Raw genomic sequence first — 25,703 nt, 5'->3', positions numbered from 1 at the left:
TGAACAGTGCCTTACAACCCACCCTCAACCCGATCCAGCCGTTCGCGCAAAAAATCAACCAGCGCCTGCACCGGCCGCGAACCCTGCCGGTGTTGCGGATAGACCGCCGACAACGTCAGCGGCTCCGGCCGCCAATCCCCCAGCACTTGCACCAGCCTTCCATCCTTCAGCGCCGAACCGACAATGAAGGTCGGCAAATAGGTGATCCCCAGGCCCGCAATGGCCGCATCCCTGAGCACCTCGCCATTGTTGACACGCATTCGCCCGGTGACGTTGACCGTGAGCGGCTTGCCCTGCCCCGCAAAACGCCATTGCACCTGTCGACCATGGCCGTACGGCAGGCAGTCATGCCCGTGCAGATCCTCAGGCTTGCGCGGCGTGCCGCGCTCGGCCAGGTACGCGGGGCTGGCGCAGTACACCCGCTCAATGGAGGCAATGCGTCGGGCGATCAGTGTCGAGTCTTCCAGTGTGCCGATGCGTAACGCCAGGTCGTAACCTTCACCGAGCAGATCCACAGGACGATCGCTCAAATCCATCTCCACCGTGACGTCGCGATAACGCTGCAAAAACACCGGCAACAGGCATCCCAGGTGCGCCAGTGCGAACGACAGCGGCGCACTCACACGGAGGGTCCCGCGGGGCTCGGTGGTCTGGCCGGCGATACCCTGCTCCACTTGTTCGACTTCGCCGAGCAGGCGCAAGGCCGATTCGTAATAGCTCTGTCCCAGCGGCGTGACATCCAGGCGCCGGGTCGAGCGATTGAGCAAGCGCACGCCCAGGCGTTCTTCGAGTTGCATCAAGCGGCGGCTGACAAACTGTTTGGACAGGCCCAGTTGATCGGCGGCAGCCGTGAAGCTGCCGGAGTCCATGACCTGGCAAAAAATACGCATATCTTCGAAGGGGTTCATTGTCACTTCCAGGTTGACAGTCAAACACTTTATAGCCGCTTTTTCCCTGCCTGGCACAGCATTAATCTTCGCTCACGGCGCTGAAACCGCCTTCCCCCGGAAATAGCCGCGCACACCCTTAAATGGAGTTTCCCCATGTCCTTGCTCCTCGATCATTTGCTCTCCCTGAGCGCCCTGCTGCTGGCCATCGACGCCCTGCTCTGGCACCTCGCGCCGTTCAAGCATCGCGTGATCCGGGTCGGGGTGCGCCTGGCGCTGTTCCTGCTGTTCAGCGCGGTGCTGATCAACGCCGGGGTCAGTCCGTTGCAGGCGCCATTGTTTGCCGATGATCGCGTGGCGCAGCTGGGGGCCACGGCGCTGGGCATCCTGTGGTGGCTGTACGCGGCGCGGGTGCTCACCGAAGTGATCGGCCTGGTCCTGGTGCGGCGCATCGGCCACAGCGGCCGGTTGCTGCAGGATGTCATCGGCGCACTGGTGTTCCTGATTGCCGTCGTCGCCGCCGCCGGCTATGTACTGGAACTGCCGGTGAAAGGCCTGCTGGCGACCTCCGGCGTCGTCGCCATCGTGGTGGGCCTGGCCTTGCAGAGCACCCTGAGCGACGTGTTCTCCGGCATCGTGCTCAACACCACCAAGCCGTATCAGGTCGACGACCGGGTTTCCATCGATGGCATTGAAGGCAAGGTGCTGGACATCGACTGGCGCGCCACCCATCTGCTGACCAGCGCCGGCAGCACGGCAGTGGTGCCGAACTCGGTGGCGGCCAAGGCGAAGATCGTCAACCTCAGCCGCCCGTTCAATCTGCACGGCGTGTCGATCAGCATTCAGGTGCCCAACCACATCCGCCCGCGTCGGGTGCTCGATGCCCTGGACCGCACCCTTCAGGGCAGCAGCAGCCTGCTGCTCGATCCGCCGCCCAAAGCCGTGCTCAAGGAGGCCGGCGAAACCATGTCCGAATACGTGGCCAGCGGCTTCATCGCCGAACTGGGAAAAAAGGGCGAAGTGCGCAATCAACTGTTCGACCTGGCCCATCGGCACCTTGAAGCGGCAGGCATTTCCCGGCAGCCCGATGGCGTGATCGAGCCGTCGACCCGCGCACGGGCCTTGCTCGATGAAGTGAAAGTCTTCCGCTCCCTGAGCGCCGAGGAGCGTGATCACCTGGCGCGCAACATGGTGGCGCAGCAGTACGCGGCCGGTGAAGTGGTGCTGGATCTGGAGGAAGTACCGGACAGCCTGTTCGTCATCGCCACCGGTGTGGTCAGCGCCACGGTCCCCGACGGCAACACGCAGATCGAAGCCGGACGCATGGGCCCGAGTGAGGTCATGGGTGAACAGAGCATCCTCGCCGACACTCCGTCCCAGGCCCGCTTCACCGCCATGACCTCAAGCATCATTTATCGCCTCGACAAATCCCTGACCCGCCACTGCATGGAGCAACGGCGCGAAGTCGACCGGGCGTTGAACAAGCTGCAAGCGGTGCGCCAGCAGAACAGCCGGATGGCGTTGATGGCCAAACCGGTGGTGGTCAGGAAAGGTGGGTTTTTGAGTTGGTTGCAGAACCGCTGATCAATGGTTCACACAAAACCCTGTGGGAGCTGGCTTGCCAGCGAAGAGGGAGTGTCAGTGACATTGATGTCGTCTGACAGGCCGTCTTCGCTGGCAAGCCAGCTCCCACAGGTGATGGGGCTTACTGGGCGGTGAACTTGGTGTAGCTATTGATCAGGTTGCGATAGTTCGGCAGGCGTTCGGACAGCAGGTTGGCCAGGCCTTCCATGTCGTTGCGCCAGTCGCCTTGCAGTTCGCAGGCCACGGAGAACCAGTTCAGCAGTTGCGCACCGGCGGCCGACATGCGCGCCCACGCCGCTTGTTGCACAGTGGTGTTGAAGGTGCCGGAAGCGTCGGTCACCACAAACACGTCAAAACCTTCGGCAATCGCCGACAGGGTCGGGAACGCCACGCACACGTCGGTCACCACACCGGCGATGATCAGTTGCTTGCGGCCGGTGGCCTTGATCGCCTTGACGAAGTCTTCGTTGTCCCAGGCGTTGATCTGGCCCGGGCGGGCAATGAACGGCGCGTCCGGGAACTGCGCCTTGAGCTCCGGCACGATCGGCCCGTTCGGACCGCTGTCGAAGCTGGTGGTGAGGATGGTCGGCAGTTTGAAGAACTTGGCGATGTCGCCCAGCGCCAGCACGTTGTTCTTGAACTCGTTGGGGGTGAAATCCTGTACCAGCGAAATCAGACCGGTCTGGTGGTCGACCAGCAATACCACGGCATCGTCTTTGTTCAGGCGTTTGTACGGAACGTTGCTCATTGGAAACTCCTTGATGGATGGTTGTCGCAGTCAGCGCCGACCTCTCGGGCCGGCGTTTTTTTGAATTCGTCAGAAGGCAAAACACGAGCAGCCAAAGGCACCCCAGAAACCGGCGAAATCGCTGACCGGTGCGTTCGACAGGCGGGCCCGTTCATGGCTGTGGGAATGCACCGCGCACGGCCCGCTGCAATGGTGAACCTGGGCCTGCATCGGCGAGGTCGGGCGCCAGTGGCCCGGCACCTTCACCACCGGCGACCAATCCGGCAGCACCGGCACACTGGCCGGCCCGAGCTTCTCGAAGTCACCGGCGCCGTACACCACTTTGCCGCCGACCACGGTCAACACCGACTCGATCCACTTGATCGCCTCTTCATCGACGCTGAAAAAATCCGCGCTCAGGGCGGCGACGTCGGCCAGTTGCCCGACCTTGATCTGGCCCTTCTTGCCTTGCTCCGACGAGAACCAGGCGCTGCCGTGGGTGAACAGTTCCAGCGCGGTCAGGCGCGACAGGCCTTCGGCGTGCAACTCCAGACCGCCGACGGTGCGGCCACTGACCATCCAGTACAGCGAGGTCCACGGGTTGTAGCTCGACACCCGCGTGGCATCGGTACCGGCGCCGACCGGTACGCCCTCGGCCAGCATGCGCTTGATCGGTGGCGTGGCTTCGGCCGCTTTCGCGCCGTAACGCTCGACGAAATATTCACCCTGGAACGCCATGCGATCCTGAATCGCAATGCCGCCACCCAGCGCCCTCACCCGCTCGATGTTCTGCGGGGTGATGGTTTCGGCATGATCAAAAAACCACGGCAGGCCGTTGAACGGAATGTCGCGGTTGACCTTCTCGAACACGTCGAGCATGCGGCTGATGGATTCGTTGTAGGTGGCGTGCAAGCGGAACGGCCAGCGTTGCTCCACAAGGTGACGCACCACCGGCTCCAACTCGGCTTCCATGGTTTGCGGCAGGTCCGGGCGCGGTTCAAGGAAGTCTTCGAAGTCCGCCCCCGAGAACACCAGCATTTCCCCGGCGCCGTTGTGCCGCAGGTAGTCATCGCCCTGGTGCAGCTTCACGCTGCCGGTCCAGTTCTTGAAGTCGGTCAGCTCTTCCTTGGGCTTCTGGGTGAACAGGTTGTAGGCGATGCGCACGGTCAGTTGCTCATCCTTCGCCAACTGCTCGATCACCTGATAATCGTCCGGGTAATTCTGGAAACCGCCGCCGGCATCGATGGCGCTGGTCAGGCCCAGGCGATTGAGTTCGCGCATGAACTGACGGGTCGAGTTGACCTGATACTCCAGCGGCAGCTTCGGCCCCTTGGCCAGCGTCGAGTACAGAATCATCGCGTTGGGCCGTGCCACCAGCATGCCGGTCGGCTCGCCATTGGCGTCGCGCACGATCTCGCCACCCGGCGGGTTCGGCGTGTCGCGGGTGTAACCGGCGACACGCAACGCGGCGCGGTTGAGCAAGGCGCGGTCGTACAGGTGCAGCACGAACACCGGCGTGTCCGGTGCCGCCTGGTTGAGCTCCGCCAGGGTCGGCATGCGCTTCTCGGCGAACTGGAATTCGTTCCAGCCACCGACCACCCGCACCCACTGTGGCGTCGGCGTGCGGTCCGCCTGATCCTTGAGCATGCGCAAGGCGTCGGCCAGGGACGGCACGCCTTCCCACCGCAGTTCGAGGTTGTAGTTCAAGCCGCCGCGAATCAGGTGCAGGTGCGAGTCGTTGAGCCCGGGGATCACACAACAGCCCTTGAGGTCGATGACCTGGGTGTTCGAGCCCCGCAGGGCCATGGCCTGGGCATCGTTGCCGACCACGACAAAACGCCCCTCGCTGATCGCCACGGCGCTCGCGAGCGGTTTCTCGCGGTCAACGGTATGGAATTGGCCATTGAACAGAATCAGATCGGCGTTCATCACGGTTCCTCGTGCGAAGTAGTAGGAGACAGCCAGGGCTCGAACAGCCGCGTCGCCATGGGCATGAAGAGGTAGACCACCGACACCACGATGGTCAGGGTGATCAGGAACGTGGCCACCACGTAGCTGGAAAGAAAACTGTTGAGCCCAAGCAACGGCCCCCAGAGCAGCGGCACCAGCAAGGTGTGCGGCAGGATCACCAGCAGCGTCACCACGGCCTGCTTCCAGCGCGGCGGTGGCGTCCCGGCTTCGGCCTGGGGCGAGAACCAGAACTCGTTGAGCGGATTGACCTCGGTCTGGTCGCCGTCGGCCAGCATCGGTGCGGCTTCGTCGACCAGCGCCTGGCGCTGCGGCGAGTCGAGCCAGTTCTGCATCGCCTCGGTCGAGCAAAAACGCAGCACGCAGGTGTAGCTGTCGAGCCCGGCGTTCTTGCCACGCACCACATCCACCCCCAAGTGCCCGACGTTCTGCGCGGCCACCCTGACGATGTTGCGCAGCCAGGCTTCATAAGGCACTTCGAAACCGGCCTTGACCCGGTGCTTGACGATCAGGGTCACCACCTCGTCAGGCCCGGGACTGGCAGGCTCGCGGCGATTGAGTTCAGACATGGCAAGGCTCCGGCGCAACGGACATCAAATGCAAAAACCACCGGCGTCGAGCCGCCGGGACAGAACTCGATAGTGCCGGGGCCGGAGGAGGAAAAATTGAATGTACGTGCTCTGTTTGCGGGAGGACCGAGAGCGACCAAACGACATGGAATCCTGCGGGAGCGAGCCTGCTCGCGATAGCGGTGGGTCAGCCAACATCTCTTTTGAATGTGCCGGCCTCTTCGCGAGCAGGCTCGCTCCCACAATTGGATCGGGTACATCTGTGAGGGATTGGTCGGCTTGCAGTCCGTCTTCGCGGGCAAGCCCGCACAGGGATTGGGTACATCTGAGAGAGATTGGGTGGCTGTCAGGCCGCCATCGCTGGCAAGCCAGCTCCTACAGTTGATCGGTGTACGCCCATGCTCTTCACCACTCATCAGGCCGAGCGTTAGCTCGCCTGCAGCTCTTGATCTTGATCCACCCGCCCCCTCGGAAGGCTGAGTGGAGGTGTTCATCCGGGGAGGGGCGCGCAGCGCCGTTCGACGCAGTCGAACACGCTGCATGTAGGTCGTCGCGAAGCAGACCGGAGGGCAGTGTCCCCGGATGGATACCGGAGCGAGGGAACCCCGAGCCTAGGCGAGGGGCCGGACGCAAGGGGCGAGCGTTTTTTTGGTTACTTTTTTTAGGCGCTTGTAAAAAAAGTGACTCGCCGTAAGGGCGAAACCATAAGCCGCCGTTACCTAAAAAACGGATATGTACACAGTCAAGAACAAACATCCAAAGCCATAAACTGACCGATCCGCGACCGCAACCACCGCTCCGCCGGATCATTGTCATGCACCCCGCTCCAGGCCATCGACAACTGCGCCGCCTCGATCTCGAACGGCGGATCCTCGGCCCGCAACCCACACCCCTCCACCAACGCACACGCCGCATAATCCGGCACCGTGGCAATCATCTCGGTCCCGGCGAGCAACGCCCGCAACCCACTGAACTGCGGCACCCCCAACACCACACGACGACTACGCCCGACCTTCGCCAGATCCAGATCGATATTGCCGCTCAAGTCCCCCGAGAACGACACCATCGCATGAGGCCGCTCGCAGTACTCGTCCAGGCTCAGCGTCCCCGGCCGGGTATCACCGCGCAGCACCTTGCAGGGAATATCGCGCAGCTTCCTGCGCTTGGCATTGGCCGGCAGGTCCGTGGTGTAGCTCACGCCCACCGAGATCTCCCCCGACGCCAGCAACGCCGGCATCAACAGGTAATTGGCGCGCCGAACGACCACGACAATCCCCGGCGCCTCTTCCTGCAACTGCCGCAGCAACGGCGGAAACAGGCCGAACTCGGCATCGTCCGACAGTCCGATGCGAAACACATCGCAACTGGTCGCCGGATCAAACTCCTTGGCCCGGCTGACCGCACCGGAAATGGTGTCCATCGCCGGTTGCAGCTCCTTGAGAATCGCCAGCGCCCGTGCCGTCGGCTCCATGCCGCGACCGTTGCGCAGCAGCAAGGGGTCGTCGAACAGATCGCGCAAACGCCCCAGCGCGGCACTCACCGCCGGTTGACCCATGAACAGTTTTTCGGCGACGCGGGTCAGGTTCTTTTCGAACATCAGGGCTTCGAAAATCACCAGCAGGTTCATGTCGACGCGACGCAGATCGTTACGGTTCATAGGCACTGTTCCCTTGTGTATTCAGCCAGGCGCGAGGCCCGGAATTGTGTCTGACTTTATCCGGGACGTCCCGCGTTGAACGAGGAATTAACAACGATTAACTCGCAAGCCAGAGCCTTCGGTACCAAGAATGAAGCCTACCGACTCGGACATTCGCCATGGCTCACGTTCAGCAAAATGCCGCCCCCGCGCCATTCACGCCGGCGCCAAAGAAAAGCACCGGCGGCCTCAGCCCGCATCGCGAACGGTTGGTCAAACGACTGATCCTCGAACGCCTCGGCGACAGCCTGGAAGTCACCGAGCTGGCTCAGGCCTGCGCCCTCTCGCGCAGTCATTTCTCCCGCGCCTTCAAGTGCAGCACCGGCCGCTCGCCGCAGGACTGGATTCGCCAGCAGCGCGTCACCCTGGCCAAGCAATTGATCCAGTACACCGACATGAGCCTGACGCAGATCAGCCTCGAATGCGGCTTCTGCGATCAGGCGCACTTCTGCCACATCTTCACCCGCAGCGAAGGCATCAATCCGTTTGCCTGGCGCTGTCAGTTTGTCCGCGGTACCACTCATAAGGAAAAAAGATCGCAGACTGCGCCGGCGATCTTTTGACCTGGCGTGTCAGCTTTCCAGAAACGCCAGCAGGTCAGCATTGAGCTGATCCTTGTGGGTGTCCGTCAAACCGTGAGGGGCGCCCGGGTAAATCTTCAGGGTCGAGCCCTTTACCAGCTTGGCCGATGAGACGCCCGCCGCTTCGTACGGCACCACCTGATCCGCATCGCCATGCACCACCAGGGTCGGCACGTCGAACTTCTTCAAGTCTTCGGTGAAGTCGGTTTCCGAGAACGCCTTGATGCAGTCATGGGCGTTCTTGTGGCCGGCCATCATGCCTTGCATCCAGAACCAGTCGATCATGCCCTGGGACGGTTTTGCGCCGGGTTTGTTGAAGCCGAAGAACGGGCCGCTGGCGAGGTCGATGTACAGCTGCGAACGGTCGGCCAGGGAGGCCTGGCGGATGCCGTCGAACACTTCCAGCGGCAGGCCGCCGGGGTTGGCTTCGGTCTTGAGCATCAGCGGCGGCACCGCGGAAATCAGCCCGGCCTTGGCCACGCGGCCGGTGCCGTGGCGACCGATGTAACGCGCCACCTCGCCACCGCCGGTGGAGAAACCGAACAGCACGGCGTTTTGCAGGTCGAGCAGCTCGATCAACTGCGCCAGGTCGTCGGCGTAATGGTCCATGTCATTGCCCGACCACGGCTGGCTGGAACGCCCATGACCGCGACGGTCGTGGGCGATGACCCGGTAGCCTTTGGACGCCAGGAAGATCATCTGCGATTCCCAGCTGTCGGCGTTGAGCGGCCAGCCGTGGCTGAAGACAACCGGCTGACCGGTGCCCCAGTCCTTGTAGTAGATCTCGACGCCGTCGCGGGTAGTGAAGGTGCTCATGGGTGATGCCTCCTTAACGAGTTTTATTGGGGGGGTGAATCAAACTGGCAGCCGGTTGATGCGATCGGCCAGGCGCGCCACCCGCTCGCCCAGGTGCGCGGCGGTGCAGCGATCTTCGGACGGTGGGGCATCGTCGGGGGATTGCTCGACATTCGACTGGGCCATGGCGCCCAGTGAGCTGCCCAGGCGATTGAGTTGACCGTTGAACGCACCAGTGCTGGAGCGTGCCGGCAGCAGGTCGAGGCCGACCCAGATCATCGAATGCTGGGCGGCGAACACCGCCATCTGCAGCAAGGTGTTGAGCTTGTCGCCGCACAGGCAGCCGGAATTGGTGAAGCCGGCGGCGAGCTTGTCGCGCCACGGCTGGGTCAGGTAGAACGCCGCCGTGGCTTCCATGAACGCCTTGAAGGCCCCCGAGGCACTGCCCATGTAGGTCGGCGCGCCAAAGATGATGGCGTCGGCGTTGTGCAGCCGTTCCCAGTGCTCGTGCACCTCCTCGACCGGGATCAATCGGCAGGTGCTGCCCTGATGACGCTCCACGCCAGCGGCCACCGCTTCGGCCAGGACCCGGGTGTGACCGTAGCCGCTGTGATAGATCACCACCACGTTGCTCATTGCCCTGTCCTTGCGATGGATTGAATCCTTGGTGATTCTTGGACTCAGACCGGGCACACGACGAGTTAATCGTTGTTAATTTTCCATGGCGCGCAAAAAGCCCCCGCAAGCGCTGTCCATCTGTCGCGCCCAATGATCACGGGACCAACAGCCACCGGCCGATACGCTACAGTCTATGCCTGCCCCGTCAGTCACCCGGACGGCGCATTGCGCTGGCTGAAAAACCTGAGGAATATGCTCGAAAACCGCGTACTAGACGGATGCAGCAGGAGCGACTCGTTGACCCTATCCCCCGACCAGGCTGTGCATTTCGGCCCTTACCGGGTCTACCCCGGACAACGCCAGGTGATGGAGGCTGACCAGCCCTTGCGCCTGGGCCGGCGCGCCATGGACATCCTGTTGATCCTGCTGGAACACGCCGGCAATGTGGTCAGCAAGCAACAATTGATCGCCCGGGTCTGGCCCGACACTGTGGTCGAGGACATCAACCTGCGGGTGCACATGGCCGCGTTACGCAAGGCACTCGGCGACGGCCAGGCCGGCCAGCGCTACATCGTCACCGTGGCCCAACGCGGGTACAGCTTCGTCGCGCCCTGTTCGCTCGAACAGCCCGGACAGGCACCGGCACCCGCAGCTGCCGCGCCAAGCGTGCATAACCTGCCCGTACGCCGCACCCGCATGATCGGGCGGCAAACGCTGATCGACAACCTGGTGACGCAACTGCCCCGCCAGCGTTTCATCACCCTCGTCGGCCCCGGCGGCATCGGCAAGACCACCGTGGCCCTGCGGGTCGCCGAACTGATGATCGGCCACTACCGGGACGGCATTCGCCTGCTGGACCTGGCGCCGATCAACTGCCCGCTGATGATCGACGGCCACCTGGCGACGCTGCTCGAACTGGCCCTGCACGACGATGCCCCGCTTGACGGGCTTGCCGACCATCTGCGCGAGCGGCACATGCTGCTGGTCATCGACAATTGCGAACACCTGGTCGATGCCATCGCCCCGCTCTGCGAAAACATCCTGCGCAGTGCGCCACACGTGCACATCCTCACCACCAGCCGCGAGAGCCTGCGGGCCGAAGGGGAATTCGTCCAGCGCCTGGATTCACTCGACTGCCCGCCGCCCATCGCCGTCCTCGACCGCGCCCAGGCCATGACCTTTTCCGCCTTGCAACTGTTCGTCGAGCGGGCCATGACCAGCCACGACAGCTTTGAACTGACGGACGATGAGCTGCCGCTGTTGATCGACATCTGCCACCGACTGGACGGCATTCCGCTGGCCATCGAACTGGCTGCGGCGCAAGTGCGCGACTTCGGATTGCACGGATTGCTGGCACAGTTGCAAAGCAACCTGCGGGTGCTGACCCAGCCCGGCCAGGCACCGCTGGCACGCCATCAGACCTTGCGCGCAACCCTGGACTGGAGCTTCGAGCTGCTCAATGCCTGCGAAAAAACCTGCCTGCGCCGACTGAGCGTGTTTCGCGGTGGCTTCACCCTGGCGTCGGCAGCGGCGGTGATCGTCGGCGAGCACATCGAACCCCGCGAGGTGTTCGGTTCGATCACCCAATTGGTCGCCAAGTCGCTGCTGAACGTGGAGGTGGGCGACGAAGACGTGTACTACCGCTTGCTCGATACCACCCGCCACTACGCCCTGGAACAGCTCACGCAGACCGCCGACCTGCCCGGCACCCGGGAACGGCATGCCGAGCGCTGTCTGGCGCTGATGCAACAGGCGCAGGAGGAATGGGAAAAAACCTCGACGGCGCTGTGGATCGAACGCTATGGCCGGGCACTGGAAGACATCCGCGCAGCGCTTGACTGGGGGTTGCACGCGCAGGGGCCACGGGCCCTGGCGATTCGCCTGGCCGCGACGTCCACCCCCTTGTGGCAGGAGCTGTCGCTGCTCAAGGAACATGGTGGTTATGTGCGCAAGGCGCTGGCCTTGCTCGATCAGTCGGCCGAGCCTTGCCCGCGCTTGAAGATGGCCCTCAAGCTGGCCTTGGGCAGTGCCTGCTACCACGCTCAGGGGGGTACCAGCGAAACCATTGGCGCCTTTGTCAGCGCCAGGACCCTGGCCAGGCAGCTCAATGACGTGGCCGGTCAGCTGCGGGCGATTTCCGGTCACCTGGCCGTCAACCTCAGCTGCGGTCATTATCAGATGGCCCTGGAGCAGAGCCGGCAATTCGACCGGCTCGGGCTGCACGACGACGCCGTGATGTCCTTGAGCACGCACCGGTTGCGCGTGCTGGCCCTGCATTTTTCCGGCGACCAGCATCAGGCCCGCGAGCATGCCGAACAGGTGCTGCAACGCATGGCCCATAGCGGTTATCTCAACCGATTCACCCATGGGTTCGGCGTGCAGTACGACCAGAGTGTCGCGGCGCTGACCATCCACGCGCGCATCCTCTGGCTGCAAGGCCAACCGGAACAGGCCTGGCGCGCTGCCCGGCAGGCGCTGGACATCGCGTTGCAGATCAACCACGGCACCTCGATCTGCTACACCCTGGCGCTCGCCGGCTGCCTGATCGCTCACTACAACGGCGATACCCGCAGCGCCCGCGAACTCCTGCGCCTGCTGCTGCAGCAGGCGCAGAAACACTCGGTTCTACTGTTCCATGACTGGGCGCAACACTATGCGCGGGTGATCGGCGGCACCGCCGTTCGGCCAACCGGCCGCCCAAGCGTTGGACTGATCAAGGACATCATGGTCACGCTGGACTCGACCTGCGTCGACGACGATTTGCTTGAGCACGCGCAAAACGCTGCGGCGGACTGGAGCACGGCGGAGATTCTGCGGGCCAGGGCCCAGGCGTTGCTGGCAACGGATTGTCCGGTCAGGGCCGCGACGGCCGAAACGCTGCTGCTCAAGGCACTCGACGTGGCCAAGACCCAGGGCGCCCTGGCCTGGGAACTGCGCAGCGCCACCTCGCTGGCGCAGTTGTGGCAGCGTCAGGGCCAGCCCCGCCGGGCGCATGCGTTGCTGGCAACGGTCTACCAGCGCTTCACCGAAGGTTTTGCCACGCCAGACCTGATGACGGTTCGCCGGCTACTCGACGAGTTGCAATGCCACGTGCACGCCTGACGGCCTGTGCATTTGCCGGATGTAACCGGCATAACGCAGCTCCAGGGTGCGCAACTCGCCACTGAGTTCGAGCTTTTCCAGTGCGTAGGTGCGGGTGGTGTTGAGGAAGCGGTAACGGGTCACCCCGCCGCCCTGCTCCGGGGACAGCAGTGACTTGAGCGCGAGGCTCTCCATGACCTGGATCAGCTCGGCGACGGGCAGCCTGTCGCAGCTGATCACCCCGATCGCAGCGTCCCGGGTAAACGCCATCTTGAACACGGCCAGGCGCTGCAACACGGTTTGCTCCAGCGCAGTCAACCGTTCGAAGCTCCAGTCCAGCGCGGCCTTGAGGGTCTGATGCCGGGGAACGGCCGTGCGACGGCCCTGGGTCAATAACTGAAAACAGTTGCCGAGCTGGGCCTGCAACCCCACCAGCGCCAACGCATCGATCTGCGCTGCGGCCAGCTCGATCGCCAACGGCAGGCCATCCAGGCGCCGGCAGATTTCGCGCACGACCTTGAGGTCCTGTTCGCGCAGGGCGAAACCTTGCTGACGGGCCCGGGCACGGCTGACAAACAGCTGCACCGCCGAATACCCCATGACCTCGGCCACACTGCGCAGCGCCGAGGCCGGCGGCACCGCCAGCGATGGCAGCCGCAGCACGGTTTCGCCCTCGGACTTGAGCGGCTCGCGGCTGGTGGCGAGGATCGACAGTCGGGGCATCGACTGCAGCAGTGTCTCGACCAACGTGCGGCAGCGTTCAAGCAAGTGCTCGCAGTTGTCCAGCACCAACAGGGCATGGCGCTGCGACAGCGCCTCCAACGGCGTGCCGACCTTCAGCTCAAGGGTTCGCGCGAGATGATCGTTCACTTGTGCCGGGTCATCGATCGCCGCCAGGTCCACCAGCCACACGCCGTCTCGATAGTGCTGCAACAGCAGTTCGGCCACGCGCAGGGCCACGGTGGTCTTGCCGATCCCGCAAGGCCCGACCAGGGTCATGAAACGCCGGACCGGCAACTGCCGCACCAGGCTGCCGACAATGGCATCGCGCCCGGTGATCGATGTGAGCCGCGCCGGCAGGTTGTGCAGGGGCTTTTGTACGGTCTCGTCGGGGAACGTGGCGGGCGCTGGCGAGTGCTCGACCGCAGCGACAAAGCTGTAGCCGCGCTGGGGAATATTGACGATGTAGCACTGGCCGTTCTGGCCGTCACCCAGGGCACGACGCAACGCGGCAATGTGCACGCGCAGGTTGATCTCTTCGACCACCGAGCGCGGCCAGACCTGCGCAATCAACGCTTCCTTGCTGACCACCGAGCCCGCGTGCTCGACCAGCACCTGCAACACATCCAGGGCACGGCCACCCAGGCGCAATGGCCGATCGCCCTCCAGCACCAGTCGCTGACCGAGGTGAAAGGCATAGGGACCAAATCGCAGTACCGCTTCGCTGTTCAAATCTCTGAGGCTGTTCATGCGCTGTTACCCGCTGGAAGCCTGGCTCGGTACGCGAGTCCATCCCAGGCTCCGCACCTTCCTTGCAATGAGTTCACCGGTATCTTGGCAGGCCACGGTGATCGTACAACTGTCACGGGGGGAGCGTCACGGCCATTGCGGTGCGCAGAACGGACACACGCGCCCTAGCTGAACTGCTCGCGGTACTGAGTCGGCGTCAGGCCGAGTTTTTCGCTGAACAGAAAGCGCATGTGCCGCACGCTGCCGAAGCCGCTTTTGAACGCCACGGTCTTGAGCGGCAACTCGGTGGTTTCCAGCAGGTTCCTCGCGCAATCGATGCGCGCGCTTTGCAGAAACTCCATGGGCGTCATGTTCACATCCCGGGCGAACACCCTGGCGAAGTGACGCGGGCTCATGTTGGCCAGGCTGGCCATGCATTCGATGCTGTAGCTCTCGCCAAGGTGTTCAAGCACATGGTTCTGCACCCGGGTAATCGCCGTTTCGTGGGGCGCCACCGCCGCGGTCAGCGGGCTGAACTGCGCCTGCCCGCCCTGGCGTTTCATCACCACCAGTAGCACCTTGGCCACGTCCTGGGCGACCTTTTTGCCATGATCCTGGGCCACCACCGACAAGGCCAGGTCGATCCCGGCGGTGACGCCGCCGGACGTGATCAGGTTGCGGTCCTGGACGAAGATCTGATCGGTCTCGACGGTCGCCTTCGGGAAGCCCTTGATCAGCCGCTCGGTGTAGTGCCAGTGGGTGGTGACACGATAGCCATCGAGCAAACCCGCATGCCCCAACACGAACGCCCCGGTGCAGATCGAGCCATAACCGGCCGACCTGCCGACGTTGTGCCTGAGCCAGTCGAGCAACGGCGGATGCCTTTCGTTATAGGCACCGGGCCCACCGGGCACCAGCAGCAAATCAAAACCTTCGCAGGCCTGATCGATGTGCCGGTCGGCCTGCACGCTCACCCCGTTGGACGCCCGCAGTGCGCCGGGCTCGGTGCCGAGGGTCGACAGGACATAATGATCGTCAGGCTTCAGATAACGATTGGCGATGGAAAACACTTCCATGGGCCCGGCCATGTCGAGCAGGAGAAAGTCGGGAAACAGCACCATTGCCACGGTTTTCATGGGTTGGAGTCCACTGAGCTCAAATCAGGAAACATTAAAGGACATTGAAACTGCCACAAATCATGGCGAATTATGCCTCAAACATCGGCGACTCATTCCACAAACAACTGTCAACTCAGACAGGACAGTATTTCAATTTCCACCTACTTATTGCACAAGCCAGTAAACATTAACCTTCTCCTCACTCGGACGAATTCACGTCCCCACAGGAGATTTCATCATGCTGACTCTTCGCAAAGCCTCGGATCGTGGCCTGGCCAATCACGGCTGGTTGAAGTCCTTCCACACCTTTTCCTTCGCCAACTATCGCAACCCGAAAGAGCAGGGTTTTTCCGACCTGTTGGTGATCAATGACGACCGCGTCGCCGCCGGTAAAGGCTTCGGCCAGCACCCGCACCGTGACATGGAGATTTTCTCCTACGTGCTTGAAGGTGCCCTGGAACACAAGGACACCCTGGGCACCGGTTCGGTCATCCGCCCCGGCGACGTGCAATTGATGAGTGCAGGCAGCGGCGTGGCCCACAGTGAGTTCAACCACTCCAGCACCCGGCCGGTGCACTTCCTGCAGATCTGGATCGTGCCCGAGGTCAGCGGCGCCAAACCGCGCTATCAGCAAGAGCACTTCAGCACCCAGAAAAAACGCGGGCGTTTGCAGTTGATCATCTCGCCGGACGGCGCCAAGGGTTCGCTCAAGGTGCGTCAGGATGCGCGGGTGTATGCCGGCCTGATCGACGGCAAGGAAAGCGCCACCCTTGAACTCGCCGCCAACCGCTACGCCTATGTGCACGTGGCCCGGGGCAGCGTCGAGCTCAACGGAATGTTGTTGCAGGAAGGCGACGGTGTGCGGGTCCGCGATGAACAGGCGCTGACCTTGAGCAACGGCGTGGACGCCGAAGTGCTGGTGTTCGACCTGCGGCCACAGGAACTGCCGCAAATGCCATGATCCACCCCCTGTGGTAGATCCCTGTGGGAGCGAGCTTGCTCGCGAAGGCGGAGTGTCAGACGACATCACTGTTGAATGACCTATCGCTTTCGCGAGCAGGCTCGCTCCCACAGGATTTGTGGCCCCGGGATTTACTCGCCGGTCCCGGCAAACCCCGCGACAATCTCATCGATCACCGCCCGCACCCTGGCCGTATGCCGCAGGTCTGCGTGGGTCACCAGCCAGATGTCATAGGGCAACGGTCGCGAACGCTCCGGCCACAACCTGACCAGCCCTTCCTTCTCCCCGATGTACAGCGGGATTTCGCCGACCCCGATCCCCGCTGCAATCGAGCGACGCACCAGCAGGCTGGAACTGAAACTCGCGACAATCCGCCCGCGCGCCACCGGTTCCGAGACCAGCGTCATGTCCTTGTTGCCCTGCAAATACGGTTGGTACACCACCAGGTCATGCCCGGCGAACGCCGAGCCCGGCTCCGGCACGCCGTGGGCATCGATATAGGCTTGCGAGGCAAACAACCCCACCGGCCAGCGAGCGATGCGCCGGGCGATTAGGTCCGGGTTGTCCGGCCGGGTGTTGCGCACGGCGATGTCGGCCTCGCGTTTTGCCAGGCTGAGAATCTGCGTGGTGGCGTCCAGTTGCACCCGTACATCGGGGTGTTGTCGATGCAGGCGGGCAATCGCCGGGATCAGGAAATCAATCGCCAGGGAATCGGTGGTGCTGACGCGAACCGTGCCGGTCAGGCGATCGTCCAGGCCCTGGATCTGGCGTTCGAGCTCCAGGGCCGAATGCTCCATTTTCTCCACCGCCTTGAGCGCCGCTTCGCCGACCGCCGTCAGCGCGTAACCCTCGGATGTGCGCAGGAACAAGGTCGCACTCAATGACTTTTCCAGTGCAGTGATCCGCCGGCCGACGGTGGCCTGGTCGACTGCCAACACCCGCGCCGCGCCGCGCAACGTCGATTCACGGCAAACCGCGAGAAATACCCGGGCGTCATCCCAATTCATTGCGCTTCCCCATGATGCAATTACGCATCAGCATAGCGCGTATTCGCTGCATTAATGCTTCGATAGATCTCGATATGCTTTGGGCCTGAGTGATTTCACAGGACAACGCACATGCACCGTTCATCTACTCCCTTCCCCCCTGCGCCCGGCGCAATCTGGCTGCCGATCTTCGCCGGCCTCTGCGCCAGCCTGGTGAGCATCGGCCTGGCACGTTTTGCCTACGTTCGCCCGAATCATTAACACTCAATACAGGTATATGAAATGACCCTGCCGCAAACCATGACCCTGATCGACATCACCGAACCCGGTGGCCCCGAAGTCCTGCAACCACGCCAGGTGCCTGTGCCTGTTGCCGAGGCCGGCGAGATACTGATCCGCGTGCACGCCGCCGGGGTCAATCGCCCGGACGCGCTGCAACGGGCTGGCAAGTACCCGATGAAACCCGGCATGAATCCGAACCCGGGGCTGGAAGTGGCCGGCGAAGTGGTGGCGACTGGCGCGGGCGTCAGCGAGTTCGCGCTGGGCGACAAGGTCTGCGCCCTGACCAATGGCGGCGGATACGCGCAATACTGCGTGGTCCCCGCCAGCCAGGCTTTGCCGGTCCCCGAAGGCATGGACTGGGTGCAGGCGGCGGCCATCCCGGAAACTTTCTTCACGGTGTGGGCCAATCTGTTCGGCCTTGGCGGCGCCCGCCAGGGGCAGCGCGCCTTGATCCACGGCGGCACCAGCGGTATCGGCACGACCGCATTGATGCTCTGCCGCGAACTGGGCATTGAAGCGTTCGCCACCGCTGGCAGCGAAGAAAAATGCGCCGCGATCCGCGAACTGGGCGCCGAGGCGATCAACTATCGCGAGCAGGACTTTGTGCGGGTCATCGCCGAAAAAACCGAAGGCCAGGGCGTCAACGTGATTCTCGACATCATGGGCGGCTCGTACCTCAACAACAATGTGGCGGCACTGGCGATGGAGGGTCGCCTGGTGATGCTCGGCTTCCTCGGCGGCGCTCACGCCGGGGAGATCGACTTGCTGACGATCATGGCCAAGCGCGCCGTTGTCACCGGCTCCCTGCTGCGCTCGCGGACGCGGGAAGAAAAAGCCGCCATCGCCCAACAATTGCACGAACACGTATGGCCAGTGCTGAACGCCGGACGCTGCCTGCCGATGATCGACCGGGTTTACTCGCTCACTGACGCGGCGCAGGCCCACACGCGGATGGAAGCGGGAGAGCATATCGGCAAGATCGTCCTGCGCGTGGACTGATCGGGCAGGCAGCATTTTGTAGTCGTTGTCCCTCAACGATGGTCGGATAAATCTCCTGACGCACGGGTTCATCTGTTAAAACCCGTGCTTCACGTTCTGCTGGACCGTCCGATGTCTGCTCCCCTCCTCGCTCGTTTGCGTCGACGCTGGTTGTCGTTGTTGTGCATGGCCGTGCTGGTCGTCGGCTTGCCGGTGAGTTGCGGGGCGCTCAAATACAAAGAGCGCGAGTTGCTGTTCCGCATCGAGCCGGGCAACGCAGGCTGGTATCGCGGCCTGCCGCAGGACGTTCAGGAATTCGATATCAAGCCCGCAAGCTTCAAGGCCGGGCAAAACCTGCATGCCTGGTGGTGGCCGGCCGCTCGCCGCGATGCGCCGTCCATCCTCTACCTGCACGGCGTGCGCTGGAACCTCACGGGCCAGGCGTTTCGCATCGCGCAATTGCGCGCCATGGGCTATTCGGTGCTGGCCATCGACTACCGTGGCTTCGGTCAGAGCAAAGGGGATCTGCCCTCCGAAGCCAGTGTGTATGAAGACGCGCGCATCGCCTGGGAGCGCTTCACCGCGATGCAACCGGACGCCAACAAGCGCCTGATCTACGGGCACTCACTGGGCGGGGCGGTTGCCATCGACCTCGCGGCAGACCTGGCTGCCCAGGCGAAAAAGCAGCACGTCCCGGTGCCGGTGCGCGGCCTGGTCATCGAGTCTTCCTTCACCTCATTGGGCGATGCGGTCGCCGAAGTCGCCAACAACAACCTGCCCGTGAACTGGCTACCGGTGCGCTGGCTGCTGTCGCAGAAGTTCGACTCTATCGACAAGATCGTCGAAATCGACATGCCGCTGCTGGTGGTCCACGGCCTGGCCGACTCGTTCATGCCTTCACGATTCAGCCAGCAATTGTTCAATGCCGCCCATGAACCCAAGCGCCTGCTTCTGATACCCGGCGGTACGCATAACAACAGCATGAGCCTGGGCGGTAGCCAGTATCGCCAGGCCCTTGAGGGCTTGATGAAGGCCGGCCCGCATCAGGTGGCCGGGCCGGTGGCGGTTCAAGGCTCGCAAGAATCCTGAAGCTTGTCGGTCTCTACGCCCTGCTCCCCCTGATAGCGTGCCCGATAGCGCCCGGGACTTTCCCCGGTCCACTTCTTGAACGCCCGATGGAAGGCGCTGGGCTCCTGGAACCCCAATTGCTCGGCGATATCGCTGATGCTCGCGTCGCTCTGACGCAATTGCTCGAAGGCCACGCCACGGCGTACTTCGTCCTTGATCTCCTGATAGGAACAGCCTTCACGCTCGAGTTTGCGGCGGAAGGTGCTGGGGCTCAGGTGCTGTTCCAGGGCAAAGGCCTGCAAGGTCGGCCACTCGCTGTAATGACTGCCGCGCAAGCGCTGATGAACCTGCGCCGCCAGGCCATGCTGGTTGCGGAAGCGGATCACCAGCCATTGCGGCGCGGTACGCAAAAACACTTTCAGCGACGCCAGGTCCTGCACCACGGGCAAGCGCAAGTAATGGCTGGCAAATTCGATTTCGGTGCGCCCGGCGCCAAAGGTCAGGTTGGGGCCCCAGAGCAGGCGGTCGTCACCCAGCGACAGGCGCGAATGGCTGAAGTCCGCACGGTCAATGGGAATGCGCCGCCCGCCCAGCCAGCACAGCAGACTGATCATCAACACCAGGAAGGTTTCTTCGCCAAACCGGCTGGCATCGTTGTCTGTCGAACGGGTTTCCAGGCTGATGACCGCTCGCTTGCCACGCACGGCGAGCGAACCGCGAAAGTCGCGCAGGAACAAGCCGAAGTTGGCCAGGCACTGACGCATGGCCTTGTGCAGATCGGGTTCCTGAATCAAGGCGCGGCAGATCAGGGCGAAACTGCCCGGCGGCATGCCATGGGAGTCGAGCCCGAAAAACTCGTCGTCGAGCTCGCGGATCTGAATCAGCCATAGCGCCGCAAACGCATTGGCCGGCACCCGCGCCGTGGGTTGGTGCATGACCGCCGGATCAATGCCCGCCTGTTCGAGCACTGCCGTCACGCGCTGCGGGTCATCCCTCAGCCCATGGATCATTGCCTGCACGAAATAGGCGGCAACCGAGTCCTTTTCCCGCATTGGTACGCTTCTCTCTCATCACCCGAATGGCAAAAAACATCAGTGCCGTTGAACAGTTCCGGCATAGGACAACCGCCCTGCCGGCTCTAGACTCGCGGCAATAGTACGCCTTCGGCCGCATTCGCCGCCAAGGTATCGCAGGGTTTGATCGAAGGATGGGTACATGAATCTGCAAAACATCGGAGTGATCGGTGCGGGCACCATGGGCAACGGCATCGCACAGGTGTGCGCCACGGCCGGTTTCAGCGTGACCTTGCTCGACATTTCTGAAAGCGCTTTGCAAAAAGCCGTCGCAACGGTCGGCAAAAACCTCGACCGGCAGGTCGCCAAGGAAACCCTGACGCCGCAGCAGAAGCAGGCCACTCTGGACAGGATCCGTACCAGCACCGATTACAGCAGTTTGCGGGACGTGCAATTGGTGATCGAAGCGGCCACCGAAAACCTCGATCTGAAACTGCGAGTGCTGCAACAAATCGCCGCGCAAGTCAGCGGCGAATGCGTCATTGCCTCCAATACCTCGTCGCTGTCGATCACCCAGCTCGCTGCCAGTGTCAGCCAGCCTGAGCGCTTCATCGGCCTGCACTTCTTCAACCCGGTGCCGGTGATGGGCCTGATCGAAGTCATTCGCGGCCTGCAAACCAGTGATGCGACCCACAAACTGGCGCTGGACATGGCGACCACCCTCGGCAAAACCGCGATCACCGCCGGCAACCGTCCGGGCTTCGTGGTCAACCGGATCCTGGTGCCGATGATCAACGAGGCGATCCTGGTGTTCCAGGAAGGCCTGGCCAGCGCCGAAGACATCGACGCCGGCATGCGCCTGGGCTGCAATCAGCCTATCGGGCCGTTGGCCCTGGCGGACTTGATCGGCCTGGACACCCTGCTGTCGATCCTCGAAGCCTTCTATGACGGGTTCAACGACAGCAAATATCGCCCGGCGCCGCTGCTCAAGGAAATGGTCGCCGCCGGTTACCTGGGGCGCAAGACGGGGCGCGGCTTCCATGCCTATGCCTGAGCGTTGCTCGCGCTTTGCCGAGTACCGGGACAAGGTCCTGGAGCTGTTTGCCTGCAAGGGGTTCGGCCAGGTCGGCATGCGTGAGCTCGCGACGTGCCTGGGGCTCTCCCCAGGCTCGCTGTATCACCATTACCCGAGCAAACAGCATCTGCTGCTCGACCTGATCGAGGAGTTCTACGAGGAGTTGCTGGCTGCCCTGGGACGCATTCAGCAAAAAGCCCCGGGCAAACGCGACAAACTCAACAGCCTGATCCGCGCCCATCTGAATCTGCATCGGGAGATGCCCTGGCATTTCCGCCTGGTGGAGCGCGACAGTGGCTGCCTGAACGAAGAGCAGCAGGCACGGGTCGAGCAATTGCGCGAGCAATACGAACGCACCTTGCTGAAGATGCTGGGCGCGAAGTCCCGTTTCAGCGAGCAAGGCCTGTTGGCCGCCGGGCATGCCATTGGCGCCCTGCTCAACAGCGCCCCCAGCTGGCTGACGCCGCACTTGCTCGACGAGCAGGAGCGTGACGATCTGCTGGAAAGCATGGTCAGCGGCGCCATCGAACGTGTGCTGGCACCGCGGCGTATACCAGAGGCGATAAGCCTCGCGCGCCCTATCGAAAAAACATCTAAAGAAACACAAGCTCCGACAAAGATTTAGCGCTTTGCTTGTCGGCTCGACACAATCGGAATTCGCCGGAAAACCCGGCGTCCAAAACGATGTGTGTACCTGAGCACCTGGAGCCAATCATGAAAATCAATCCCTACCTTATCTTCAACGGCGACTGCAAAGCGGCCTTCACCTTCTATGCCCAGTGCCTGCAAGGCCAGCTCGAAGCCATGCTGACCTTCGGTGAATCCCCTGCCGCCAAGCATTGCCCCGAAGATCTGCACAACCTGATCATCCACACCCGCCTGGTGGTGGGCGATCAGGCAATCATGGGGTCGGACACCACGCCTGATCGCCCCGTCGACAAAATGAGCGCCTGTTCGATTTCTCTCAATGTCGACAGCATTGCCGAGGCCGAACGGGTCTTCAAGGCACTGGCAGAGGGCGGCGACGTGCAGATGCCGCTGGAGACCACGTTCTGGGCGGCGCGCTTCGGCATGCTGGTCGACCGCTTTGGTGTGTCGTGGATGGTCAATTGCGAAAAGGATCAGTGAACGGCCCTTGTCCACCATCATGAAGGCACAAAAAAGCCCAACCTGAAAAGGTTGGGCGTTCTGGCAACTCCCGGTCTGTCTGCTACCGTCAACTAGCCACATGGATAGCAACGGACCCGAGGAGGAAATCCACTATGCCGGCCCATGACCTGTCCTGGTCGACCCGCTTCAAACTCTTGCTACTGGCAGGCGGGCTGATGACCAGCCTGCTGACACTCAGTGGCTGCGCCAGTGTCGACGCACAGACCACCGCCTATGTCGGCGTGGAACATCCCGCTCCGACATCGCCCGACGAGGTGGTCGTGCTGCGCTCCGAACCCCTTCGTCCGCATGTACGCCTGGGTGAGGTGTTGATCGACGCCACCGTCGACCCTGCCCCGCCGATTACCGAAGTCGAACAGAAGCTGCGGGAAGAAGCCGCCAAGCTCGGCGGCGACGCGGTGGTGGTCGTCTATGACCACATTCAGGCGGTGGGTGCCTATGCCAGCGGACCGCTGTGGGCTCGCGACGTAACGACGATCGAGGGACGCAAACTCAAAGGCATCGTAATCAAGTACAAGTAGTTCCCCCCTACGCCCCGAAGACACAGTCAACGGAGGTCGAACTTGAATGATGTGGTGATCGCTCTCATCGTGTTTGCCTGCCTGTTCGGTAGCGCACTACTGGGCTCATGCATAAGGGAGCGATTGCCGAGCCATCATCTGAGCGATGACTCCGTGGCGGTGGTGAAACTGGCCACCGGCCTCATCGCAACGATGTCGGCGCTGGTCCTGGGCCTGCTTGTTTCCTCTGCCAAAGGCACCTTTGATACGGCCAATGCCGAACTGGAGGGGGCTGCGGCGAAAGTGGTTCAATTCGACCGCGTGCTGGCCCGCTATGGGCCGGACACCCGGGGCATCCGTACCGAGCTCAAGCACAACTACGCCGAAGTCACCCACGTGCTCGCTTCCCGCGATCAGCGTCAGATTGCAAAACTCGATAGCCCCGAAGTCATCCATCGCTCCGAAGGTCTGCAACGCCAGGTCGAATCACTTTCGCCAGGCAACGATGATCAGCGCTCGCTCAAGGCCCAGGCGTTGCAAGACATGGACACGGTTTTTGCCACCCGCTGGCTGACGCTGCTGCAAGCCAATCAATCGATCCCGCCGGTGATGCTGGTGATTCTGGTCACGTGGCTGGCGATCATTTTCGGCTCGTTCGGCCTCTTCGCACCGCGCAACGGCACCATTGTCGTCGTGTTGTTGATGTGCGCCCTGTCGACGGGGGCAACCATCTTGCTGGTGGAGGAACTCAATCGACCGCTTGATGGTTTTATCTGCGTGTCACTGGAACCGCTGGAACACATACTGGAGCGGTTGGGGCAGTAGTTTCGATTTTCTGCGCACAAAAACAAAACCCCAACTGCTTTCGCAATTGGGGTTTCGGAATTTAATCTTGACGATGACCTACTCTCACATGGGGAAACCCCACACTACCATCGGCGATGCATCGTTTCACTGCTGAGTTCGGGATGGGATCAGGTGGTTCCAACGCTCTATGGTCGTCAAGAAATTCGGGTACTGAGTCGTGACCAGATGGCCTCGCTTCAGCAAATTGGGTATGTGACAGCTTGGTGTTTTGTGAGTATCACGAACTTTCGGTTCATTTCGTCTTCACACACCGCAATCTGGCCTTTCGACGCAAATTGCTTGGGTGTTATATGGTCAAGCCTCACGGGCAATTAGTATTGGTTAGCTCAACGCCTCACAGCGCTTACACACCCAACCTATCAACGTCGTAGTCTTCGACGGCCCTTCAGGGGACTCAAGGTCCCAGTGAGATCTCATCTTGAGGCTAGTTTCCCGCTTAGATGCTTTCAGCGGTTATCTATTCCGAACATAGCTACCCGGCAATGCCACTGGCGTGACAACCGGAACACCAGAGGTTCGTCCACTCCGGTCCTCTCGTACTAGGAGCAGCCCCTCTCAAATCTCAAACGTCCACGGCAGATAGGGACCGAACTGTCTCACGACGTTCTAAACCCAGCTCGCGTACCACTTTAAATGGCGAACAGCCATACCCTTGGGACCGGCTTCAGCCCCAGGATGTGATGAGCCGACATCGAGGTGCCAAACACCGCCGTCGATATGAACTCTTGGGCGGTATCAGCCTGTTATCCCCGGAGTACCTTTTATCCGTTGAGCGATGGCCCTTCCATACAGAACCACCGGATCACTAAGACCTACTTTCGTACCTGCTCGACGTGTCTGTCTCGCAGTCAAGCGCGCTTTTGCCTTTATACTCTACGACCGATTTCCGACCGGTCTGAGCGCACCTTCGTACTCCTCCGTTACTCTTTAGGAGGAGACCGCCCCAGTCAAACTACCCACCATACACTGTCCTCGATCCGGATAACGGACCTGAGTTAGAACCTCAAAGTTGCCAGGGTGGTATTTCAAGGTTGGCTCCACGCGAACTGGCGTCCACGCTTCAAAGCCTCCCACCTATCCTACACAAGCAAATTCAAAGTCCAGTGCAAAGCTATAGTAAAGGTTCACGGGGTCTTTCCGTCTAGCCGCGGATACACTGCATCTTCACAGCGATTTCAATTTCACTGAGTCTCGGGTGGAGACAGCGCCGCCATCGTTACGCCATTCGTGCAGGTCGGAACTTACCCGACAAGGAATTTCGCTACCTTAGGACCGTTATAGTTACGGCCGCCGTTTACCGGGGCTTCGATCAAGAGCTTCGCGTTAGCTAACCCCATCAATTAACCTTCCGGCACCGGGCAGGCGTCACACCCTATACGTCCACTTTCGTGTTTGCAGAGTGCTGTGTTTTTAATAAACAGTCGCAGCGGCCTGGTATCTTCGACCGGCGTGGGCTTACGGAGCAAGTCCTTCACCCTCACCGGCGCACCTTCTCCCGAAGTTACGGTGCCATTTTGCCTAGTTCCTTCACCCGAGTTCTCTCAAGCGCCTTGGTATTCTCTACCCAACCACCTGTGTCGGTTTGGGGTACGGTTCCTGGTTACCTGAAGCTTAGAAGCTTTTCTTGGAAGCATGGCATCAACCACTTCGTGTTCTAAAAGAACACTCGTCATCAGCTCTCGGCCTTAGAATCCCGGATTTACCTAAGATTCCAGCCTACCACCTTAAAC

At 61.9% G+C, this 25,703-nt stretch carries 23 protein-coding genes and 2 rRNA genes (1 of these 25 only partly in view); 12 read left to right on the top strand and 13 right to left on the bottom strand.

Annotated features, from left to right (window positions below):
- Nucleotides 1–11 precede the first annotated feature (11 nt).
- A complete protein-coding gene (locus AB4O16_RS27500; RefSeq protein WP_460156329.1) occupies nucleotides 12–908 on the bottom strand; it encodes a LysR family transcriptional regulator in 897 nt (298 codons plus the stop codon).
- 135 nt (nucleotides 909–1,043) lie between these two features.
- Here AB4O16_RS27500 and AB4O16_RS27495 point away from each other — a divergent pair, with 135 nt between their 5' ends.
- Complete coding sequence (locus tag AB4O16_RS27495; RefSeq protein WP_460156328.1) at nucleotides 1,044–2,471, top strand: mechanosensitive ion channel domain-containing protein; 1,428 nt, start codon at nucleotides 1,044–1,046, stop codon at nucleotides 2,469–2,471.
- A gap of 121 nt (nucleotides 2,472–2,592) precedes the next feature.
- Here the strand turns inward: AB4O16_RS27495 and ycaC are convergent, their stop codons facing one another.
- The 4 genes from ycaC to AB4O16_RS27475 all read right to left on the bottom strand — a co-directional run bounded on the left by ycaC (nucleotide 2,593) and on the right by AB4O16_RS27475 (nucleotide 7,392).
- A complete protein-coding gene (gene ycaC, locus AB4O16_RS27490; protein ID WP_110661874.1) occupies nucleotides 2,593–3,219 on the bottom strand; it encodes an isochorismate family cysteine hydrolase YcaC in 627 nt (208 codons plus the stop codon).
- 69 nt (nucleotides 3,220–3,288) lie between these two features.
- A complete protein-coding gene (locus AB4O16_RS27485; RefSeq protein ID WP_460156327.1) occupies nucleotides 3,289–5,127 on the bottom strand; it encodes an amidohydrolase in 1,839 nt (612 codons plus the stop codon).
- Nucleotides 5,127–5,735: an antibiotic biosynthesis monooxygenase gene (locus tag AB4O16_RS27480; protein ID WP_160390476.1), complete on the bottom strand. Its 609-nt coding sequence runs from the start codon at nucleotides 5,733–5,735 to the stop codon at nucleotides 5,127–5,129. Before AB4O16_RS27480 ends, AB4O16_RS27485 begins: the two co-directional genes overlap by 1 nt.
- Before the next feature lie 742 nt (nucleotides 5,736–6,477).
- Nucleotides 6,478–7,392, bottom strand: coding sequence for a LysR family transcriptional regulator (locus AB4O16_RS27475; RefSeq protein WP_160390831.1), 915 nt, complete (start codon nucleotides 7,390–7,392; stop codon nucleotides 6,478–6,480).
- A 158-nt stretch (nucleotides 7,393–7,550) separates the two neighbouring features.
- Here AB4O16_RS27475 and AB4O16_RS27470 point away from each other — a divergent pair, with 158 nt between their 5' ends.
- Nucleotides 7,551–7,994, top strand: a complete 444-nt coding sequence (locus AB4O16_RS27470) for a helix-turn-helix domain-containing protein (protein ID WP_460156326.1) — start codon at nucleotides 7,551–7,553, stop codon at nucleotides 7,992–7,994.
- A 9-nt stretch (nucleotides 7,995–8,003) separates the two neighbouring features.
- Here AB4O16_RS27470 and AB4O16_RS27465 read toward each other — a convergent pair whose 3' ends face one another.
- Nucleotides 8,004–8,828, bottom strand: a complete 825-nt coding sequence (locus AB4O16_RS27465) for an alpha/beta fold hydrolase (protein WP_460156325.1) — start codon at nucleotides 8,826–8,828, stop codon at nucleotides 8,004–8,006.
- A 39-nt stretch (nucleotides 8,829–8,867) separates the two neighbouring features.
- Complete coding sequence (locus tag AB4O16_RS27460; RefSeq protein WP_460156324.1) at nucleotides 8,868–9,443, bottom strand: flavodoxin family protein; 576 nt, start codon at nucleotides 9,441–9,443, stop codon at nucleotides 8,868–8,870.
- Nucleotides 9,444–9,722: 279 nt separating this feature from the next.
- Here AB4O16_RS27460 and AB4O16_RS27455 point away from each other — a divergent pair, with 279 nt between their 5' ends.
- Nucleotides 9,723–12,527, top strand: a complete 2,805-nt coding sequence (locus tag AB4O16_RS27455) for an ATP-binding protein (protein WP_460156323.1) — start codon at nucleotides 9,723–9,725, stop codon at nucleotides 12,525–12,527.
- Here the strand turns inward: AB4O16_RS27455 and AB4O16_RS27450 are convergent.
- Nucleotides 12,492–13,976: an ATP-binding protein gene (locus tag AB4O16_RS27450; RefSeq protein WP_460156322.1), complete on the bottom strand. Its 1,485-nt coding sequence runs from the start codon at nucleotides 13,974–13,976 to the stop codon at nucleotides 12,492–12,494. The two genes, AB4O16_RS27455 and AB4O16_RS27450, sit on opposite strands and share 36 nt — an antisense overlap.
- A 164-nt stretch (nucleotides 13,977–14,140) precedes the next feature.
- Nucleotides 14,141–15,091 (bottom strand): GlxA family transcriptional regulator, encoded by a 951-nt coding sequence (locus AB4O16_RS27445; RefSeq protein WP_460156321.1) that lies wholly within the window; start codon nucleotides 15,089–15,091, stop codon nucleotides 14,141–14,143.
- Between the two features lie 220 nt (nucleotides 15,092–15,311).
- Between AB4O16_RS27445 and AB4O16_RS27440 the strand changes: the two genes are divergently transcribed.
- Nucleotides 15,312–16,034 carry a pirin family protein gene (locus AB4O16_RS27440; protein WP_160390837.1) on the top strand — a complete coding sequence of 241 codons (723 nt, stop codon included), beginning with the start codon at nucleotides 15,312–15,314 and terminating at the stop codon, nucleotides 16,032–16,034.
- Nucleotides 16,035–16,165: 131 nt separating this feature from the next.
- On the opposite strand, the gene AB4O16_RS27435 is transcribed toward AB4O16_RS27440, so the two are convergent.
- Nucleotides 16,166–17,041, bottom strand: coding sequence for a LysR family transcriptional regulator (locus AB4O16_RS27435; RefSeq protein WP_160390838.1), 876 nt, complete (start codon nucleotides 17,039–17,041; stop codon nucleotides 16,166–16,168).
- A gap of 111 nt (nucleotides 17,042–17,152) precedes the next feature.
- Here AB4O16_RS27435 and AB4O16_RS27430 point away from each other — a divergent pair, with 111 nt between their 5' ends.
- From AB4O16_RS27430 to AB4O16_RS27420, 3 genes are all read left to right on the top strand, one after another.
- Nucleotides 17,153–17,281: a hypothetical protein gene (locus AB4O16_RS27430; protein WP_256678384.1), complete on the top strand. Its 129-nt coding sequence runs from the start codon at nucleotides 17,153–17,155 to the stop codon at nucleotides 17,279–17,281.
- A 21-nt stretch (nucleotides 17,282–17,302) separates the two neighbouring features.
- Entirely contained in the window at nucleotides 17,303–18,301 is a 999-nt protein-coding gene (locus AB4O16_RS27425) for an NAD(P)H-quinone oxidoreductase (RefSeq protein WP_460156320.1), read from the top strand.
- Nucleotides 18,302–18,412: 111 nt separating this feature from the next.
- Nucleotides 18,413–19,369 carry an alpha/beta hydrolase gene (locus AB4O16_RS27420; protein ID WP_460156319.1) on the top strand — a complete coding sequence of 319 codons (957 nt, stop codon included), beginning with the start codon at nucleotides 18,413–18,415 and terminating at the stop codon, nucleotides 19,367–19,369.
- Here AB4O16_RS27420 and AB4O16_RS27415 read toward each other — a convergent pair.
- The gene (locus AB4O16_RS27415) at nucleotides 19,348–20,400 is read right to left on the bottom strand and encodes an AraC family transcriptional regulator (RefSeq protein WP_460156318.1); all 1,053 of its coding nucleotides are present in this window, start codon (nucleotides 20,398–20,400) and stop codon (nucleotides 19,348–19,350) included. The genes AB4O16_RS27420 and AB4O16_RS27415 overlap by 22 nt on opposite strands.
- 163 nt (nucleotides 20,401–20,563) lie before the next feature.
- On the opposite strand from AB4O16_RS27415, the gene AB4O16_RS27410 reads away from it, so the two are divergent.
- From AB4O16_RS27410 to AB4O16_RS27390, 5 genes are all read left to right on the top strand, one after another.
- The gene (locus tag AB4O16_RS27410) at nucleotides 20,564–21,415 is read left to right on the top strand and encodes a 3-hydroxybutyryl-CoA dehydrogenase (RefSeq protein ID WP_460156317.1); all 852 of its coding nucleotides are present in this window, start codon (nucleotides 20,564–20,566) and stop codon (nucleotides 21,413–21,415) included.
- A complete protein-coding gene (locus AB4O16_RS27405) occupies nucleotides 21,402–22,061 on the top strand; it encodes a TetR/AcrR family transcriptional regulator (protein WP_160390843.1) in 660 nt (219 codons plus the stop codon). Before AB4O16_RS27410 ends, AB4O16_RS27405 begins: the two co-directional genes overlap by 14 nt.
- Nucleotides 22,062–22,150: 89 nt before the next feature.
- Nucleotides 22,151–22,564 carry a VOC family protein gene (locus AB4O16_RS27400; RefSeq protein ID WP_460156316.1) on the top strand — a complete coding sequence of 138 codons (414 nt, stop codon included), beginning with the start codon at nucleotides 22,151–22,153 and terminating at the stop codon, nucleotides 22,562–22,564.
- 134 nt (nucleotides 22,565–22,698) lie between these two features.
- Complete coding sequence (locus tag AB4O16_RS27395) at nucleotides 22,699–23,127, top strand: hypothetical protein (RefSeq protein ID WP_460156315.1); 429 nt, start codon at nucleotides 22,699–22,701, stop codon at nucleotides 23,125–23,127.
- Nucleotides 23,128–23,181: 54 nt separating this feature from the next.
- Nucleotides 23,182–23,931 (top strand): bestrophin-like domain, encoded by a 750-nt coding sequence (locus tag AB4O16_RS27390; RefSeq protein WP_460156314.1) that lies wholly within the window; start codon nucleotides 23,182–23,184, stop codon nucleotides 23,929–23,931.
- 65 nt (nucleotides 23,932–23,996) lie between these two features.
- Here AB4O16_RS27390 and rrf read toward each other — a convergent pair.
- Nucleotides 23,997–24,112 (bottom strand): 5S ribosomal RNA (gene rrf / locus AB4O16_RS27385).
- 151 nt (nucleotides 24,113–24,263) lie between these two features.
- Nucleotides 24,264–25,703 (bottom strand): 23S ribosomal RNA (locus tag AB4O16_RS27380) (it continues 1,454 nt past the right edge of the window).

The organism is Pseudomonas sp. S2_H10 (genome assembly GCF_054668285.1).
Note: the sequence above shows the minus strand (reverse complement) of the source record. Positions and strands in the feature narration are given on the sequence as shown.

What these genes read in the sequence shown, in the direction of transcription:
- AB4O16_RS27500 (WP_460156329.1), bottom strand. Translation starts at nt 908, where the DNA reads ATGAACCCCTTCGAAGATATGCGTATTTTTTGCCAGGTCATGGACTCC.
- AB4O16_RS27495 (WP_460156328.1), top strand. Translation starts at nt 1,044, where the DNA reads ATGTCCTTGCTCCTCGATCATTTGCTCTCCCTGAGCGCCCTGCTGCTG.
- ycaC (WP_110661874.1), bottom strand. Translation starts at nt 3,219, where the DNA reads ATGAGCAACGTTCCGTACAAACGCCTGAACAAAGACGATGCCGTGGTA.
- AB4O16_RS27485 (WP_460156327.1), bottom strand. Translation starts at nt 5,127, where the DNA reads ATGAACGCCGATCTGATTCTGTTCAATGGCCAATTCCATACCGTTGAC.
- AB4O16_RS27480 (WP_160390476.1), bottom strand. Translation starts at nt 5,735, where the DNA reads ATGTCTGAACTCAATCGCCGCGAGCCTGCCAGTCCCGGGCCTGACGAG.
- AB4O16_RS27475 (WP_160390831.1), bottom strand. Translation starts at nt 7,392, where the DNA reads ATGAACCGTAACGATCTGCGTCGCGTCGACATGAACCTGCTGGTGATT.
- AB4O16_RS27470 (WP_460156326.1), top strand. Translation starts at nt 7,551, where the DNA reads ATGGCTCACGTTCAGCAAAATGCCGCCCCCGCGCCATTCACGCCGGCG.
- AB4O16_RS27465 (WP_460156325.1), bottom strand. Translation starts at nt 8,828, where the DNA reads ATGAGCACCTTCACTACCCGCGACGGCGTCGAGATCTACTACAAGGAC.
- AB4O16_RS27460 (WP_460156324.1), bottom strand. Translation starts at nt 9,443, where the DNA reads ATGAGCAACGTGGTGGTGATCTATCACAGCGGCTACGGTCACACCCGG.
- AB4O16_RS27450 (WP_460156322.1), bottom strand. Translation starts at nt 13,976, where the DNA reads ATGAACAGCCTCAGAGATTTGAACAGCGAAGCGGTACTGCGATTTGGT.
- AB4O16_RS27445 (WP_460156321.1), bottom strand. Translation starts at nt 15,091, where the DNA reads ATGAAAACCGTGGCAATGGTGCTGTTTCCCGACTTTCTCCTGCTCGAC.
- AB4O16_RS27440 (WP_160390837.1), top strand. Translation starts at nt 15,312, where the DNA reads ATGCTGACTCTTCGCAAAGCCTCGGATCGTGGCCTGGCCAATCACGGC.
- AB4O16_RS27435 (WP_160390838.1), bottom strand. Translation starts at nt 17,041, where the DNA reads ATGAATTGGGATGACGCCCGGGTATTTCTCGCGGTTTGCCGTGAATCG.
- AB4O16_RS27430 (WP_256678384.1), top strand. Translation starts at nt 17,153, where the DNA reads ATGCACCGTTCATCTACTCCCTTCCCCCCTGCGCCCGGCGCAATCTGG.
- AB4O16_RS27425 (WP_460156320.1), top strand. Translation starts at nt 17,303, where the DNA reads ATGACCCTGCCGCAAACCATGACCCTGATCGACATCACCGAACCCGGT.
- AB4O16_RS27420 (WP_460156319.1), top strand. Translation starts at nt 18,413, where the DNA reads ATGTCTGCTCCCCTCCTCGCTCGTTTGCGTCGACGCTGGTTGTCGTTG.
- AB4O16_RS27415 (WP_460156318.1), bottom strand. Translation starts at nt 20,400, where the DNA reads ATGCGGGAAAAGGACTCGGTTGCCGCCTATTTCGTGCAGGCAATGATC.
- AB4O16_RS27410 (WP_460156317.1), top strand. Translation starts at nt 20,564, where the DNA reads ATGAATCTGCAAAACATCGGAGTGATCGGTGCGGGCACCATGGGCAAC.
- AB4O16_RS27405 (WP_160390843.1), top strand. Translation starts at nt 21,402, where the DNA reads ATGCCTATGCCTGAGCGTTGCTCGCGCTTTGCCGAGTACCGGGACAAG.
- AB4O16_RS27400 (WP_460156316.1), top strand. Translation starts at nt 22,151, where the DNA reads ATGAAAATCAATCCCTACCTTATCTTCAACGGCGACTGCAAAGCGGCC.
- AB4O16_RS27395 (WP_460156315.1), top strand. Translation starts at nt 22,699, where the DNA reads ATGCCGGCCCATGACCTGTCCTGGTCGACCCGCTTCAAACTCTTGCTA.